The 3,132-nt window shown below is 63.7% G+C and carries 5 protein-coding genes and 1 pseudogene; 1 reads left to right on the forward strand and 5 read right to left on the reverse strand.

Features of this window, described 5'->3' with window-relative positions; genetic code table 11:
• The 4 genes from VFP86_19430 to VFP86_19445 all read right to left on the reverse strand — a co-directional run.
• On the reverse strand, positions 1 to 221 hold a 221-nt coding region (locus tag VFP86_19430), incomplete at its 3' end, for a PIN domain-containing protein (protein HET9001824.1).
• Positions 218 to 418: a type II toxin-antitoxin system VapB family antitoxin gene (locus VFP86_19435; protein ID HET9001825.1), complete on the reverse strand. Its 201-nt coding sequence runs from the start codon at positions 416 to 418 to the stop codon at positions 218 to 220. The genes VFP86_19435 and VFP86_19430, both read right to left, overlap by 4 nt.
• 123 nt (positions 419 to 541) lie before the next feature.
• On the reverse strand, positions 542 to 1,120 hold the full coding sequence (locus tag VFP86_19440) for a hypothetical protein (GenBank protein HET9001826.1): 579 nt from the start codon (positions 1,118 to 1,120) through the stop codon (positions 542 to 544).
• 72 nt (positions 1,121 to 1,192) lie between these two features.
• Positions 1,193 to 1,993 carry an SDR family NAD(P)-dependent oxidoreductase gene (locus VFP86_19445; GenBank protein HET9001827.1) on the reverse strand — a complete coding sequence of 267 codons (801 nt, stop codon included), beginning with the start codon at positions 1,991 to 1,993 and terminating at the stop codon, positions 1,193 to 1,195.
• Between the two features lie 174 nt (positions 1,994 to 2,167).
• Here VFP86_19445 and VFP86_19450 point away from each other — a divergent pair.
• Positions 2,168 to 2,293: pseudogene (locus tag VFP86_19450) on the forward strand (3-beta hydroxysteroid dehydrogenase).
• A 340-nt stretch (positions 2,294 to 2,633) separates the two neighbouring features.
• Here the strand turns inward: VFP86_19450 and VFP86_19455 are convergent.
• The coding region (locus VFP86_19455; protein HET9001828.1) for a hydantoinase/oxoprolinase family protein at positions 2,634 to 3,132 on the reverse strand (499 nt) is incomplete at its 5' end.

A 3,132-nucleotide genomic window follows, 5' to 3' on the forward strand; every position in this document is an offset into this window, starting at 1 on the left:
CGCTCAACCACGCGCATCACTTCCTCGTGCTCCGCGGCCTGCGCCTCGGGCAAGGCCTGGAGCAGGGTCAGGACCTCCTCCCGATTGCGCAGTGTCCCGCACGCCAACTCACCGACGACGAACGGATGGGCCAGCACCTCCGCGTTCTCCAGGAGGGACCGCAGTTTGCGGTTTCCCGCGCGTAGGTGATCGATCCAGACGGACGTGTCGACGAGGATCATGCTACGCGGCCTGGCCGACGCCGCCGGACCGTCCTCAAGCCCGGCTCAGTCCCCCCAAGCCTTGCCAGCCGCCGTGCACTCTCCCGGGCGATCAATGCCTCTAGGCCCATGCGTACGAGCGCCGTTTTCTTTGAGACCCCGGTCAACCGGGCCGCCCGGCGGATGAGGGATGGCTCTATGTTCAAGGTAGTCCGCATGCATGCATTATGATGCATAATTTCGGCATACGTCAAGCTACGCGCGCAAGTCGCTGCGACGCATGAAGCAGCAGCCGGGGGTTCTCCAATGGACAGGCTTCAGGCGACGGTCGCGATGCTCAATCAGGTGCAGGCTGGAAGATCAATCGTGATGGGCGCTCCGTAATCGTAGTAATCAAACGTTGATTCGACCGCGCCGGTAGGGTCAAGCACCTCCATCCGCTTCGGCAACCTTTCCGCGATCGCGACGTAGAGCTTGACGGTGTACCCTTGACCGGCATATGTATACGTGTAGCTCTGCGTGGCTATGCCATCGATGGTCGCGACCGGGCCTTTCGCCGCGATGATTTTATCCGAGAGACTCGCAAGATCCGTGCTGGGAAAGTTTAGCGGAGGCGCGGGCGCGCATGTCCATCGTTGCCCGTCATGCTGGAAGCGGACCTCAGAACCCACCCTGACTGTCTCAAACGCTTTGCCGTCCGGCCACTCCACCTTCGTGTGGTACCGGTCGGGCATGACCGCCTCCACGACCAAGGGTGCCCCTCCGATCGTCCCTTTCATCCGATAGGTCTTGGCGGCGTTCACCCGATTGAACGCGGCGAGGATCTCTTGCAGCGCCTTCGGGTCTCCCTTGACCGTCGGGCCCCCAGCCAGCGTTGGTGAGATCAGGAGCGCGAGCAGAAGGATCATGGCCGCGTTCATCTTATCGAGTATGTTCCCCTCCGACCACCCGGAGCGGACGTCAACGACGGGCTTGCTGCGCAGCTGCTTCGCCTACGGCATGGAGGCGATCAGGCCGCCGTCGACAACGATCTCGGTCGCCGTAATGTACCGGGCCTCGTCGGACACTAGGAACAGCACGGCGTGCGCCACGTCCCACGCATCGCCCATCCGCCCCATCGGCACCAGCGAGTGCCGGTACGCGATCAGCGCCGCGACGTCCTGGCAGGCGAGCTGGCGGGCCAGGCGCTGCTCGACCAGCGGCGTGTGCATGAGGCCCGGCACGACGGTGTTGCAGCGGATGCCCTTCTTCGCATAGACCAACGCCGTGGCGCGGCTCAGTGCGATCACCCCGGCCTTCGTGGCGCTGTAGGCGACATGGGAGCGGCCCAGATGCTTGCGTAGCCCGGCGACGGAGGAGTTGTTCACGATCGCGCCGGATCCCTGAGCCTCCATCACCGGGAGCACGTATTTGCAGCCCAGGAAGGTTGTTTTCAAGTTCAAGTCCACTTGAGCGTCCCACGTCTCCTCGGTCATGGTCACCGGATCGCCCGGGGTTGATCCGCCGACATTGTTCACCAGGATGTCGATGCACCCGAAGCGCTCGACGCAGGCGTTTACCGCGGCCTTTACCTCTCGGGCCGCCGTCATGTTGCAGCGGTGCGCGATGCAGGTGCCGCTTTCCTGCTCGATGATGCCCCGCGTTTCGTTCGCCGCCGCTAGGTTGATGTCGATGGCGAAAAGCTTCGCGCCCCGGCGCGCCAGCAGCACCGCGGTCGCCTTGCCGTTGCCCCAGCCAGGCCCCACGGATCCCGCGCCCGTCACGATGGCAACCTTGCCGGCCAGATCGAGCATGTTGCCCTCCTATCAAATATCATGATAGTCGCGCCTCGTCGCACACATTAGGCAAACTAGGTCCTGCGTCTCCGGCGAAAGGACGGTCTTGAGGTGCCGAAGACCAGCCCTGGCAAAGGCGCGCACCGCGGCGGAGTTTCGGCAAATAAGACCGGCACGCAAGGTGAGGTCCGGCTCGGAGCCTTCGCCGGACTCGACTGCCCGGCCTCAAGCAAGCTAACTCAGGAACGCCTCGGTTGGCGTCCCGTGCAGCCCTTCCTCCTCACTGACCTCGAACGAGGGAGCTATTTCAAAACCTGAAAAGAGAATCGGCAGCGCTTTTGCGCTGCTGCACTGATCAACTCCTTCGCGGATACAGTCCCAGAGAAACCAGCCCCAGATAGACTAGGGACAGACCGAGCGCCGCGATAGCGACGCCGACCCCAGAGCCGTGGTCGGTGTCGGCTCCGCATGCCAGACCAAATGACTTGCATTCCCACTCTGAAGACGACAAGACCGCCCACGACTCTCGTCCAAAATATGACGTGGTTGTAGTTCGTGTGCCGCAGCGGCACCGCGACCACGAGGACGCCGAGGATGATGACCATCGTCACGAGCCAGAAAAGCCCATCCGTTCTGCCCATGGACATGTCGGCCTCCTCTAGCTGGCACGCTCGTCCGTAGATCGGCCAACCCGAATGTCGAGCCATCCGTGGGGCGTCACGCCGATCTGGTCATCGTCGCGAATCACCACAGTCGTGGTGGGCGACTCGACGATCGCAGGGCCGGGGATCTCCGCCTCGGACACGAGGCCGGACCATTGATACACAGGGACCTCCACCCACCGATCCAGATAGACGCGCCGCATCCTCGGCGGCGCCCCCGGCCCATGCGAGGGCAACGGCGGCTCGACCGGTGTCACCGGAAGCGTCCCCACCACCGCCACACGCACGTTGACGAGCACGATGTCCTGGTCCGAGGCGCTGTACGTGTACAGCGCCTCATGACGCTGCCGGAACCGATCGACGACCTGTTCGATCAGATCCGGCGCATTCATTGCCACGTCATCGAGCGGGACTGCGATCTCGAAGATCTGCTCGCCGTACCGCATCTCGACCGACCGCCGGATCATCATGGGGCCGGTGGTGGCGCGCCCCAGC

This window comes from bacterium, from assembly GCA_035703895.1.
In the GTDB taxonomy this organism is placed as follows: domain Bacteria; phylum Sysuimicrobiota; class Sysuimicrobiia; order Sysuimicrobiales; family Segetimicrobiaceae; genus Segetimicrobium.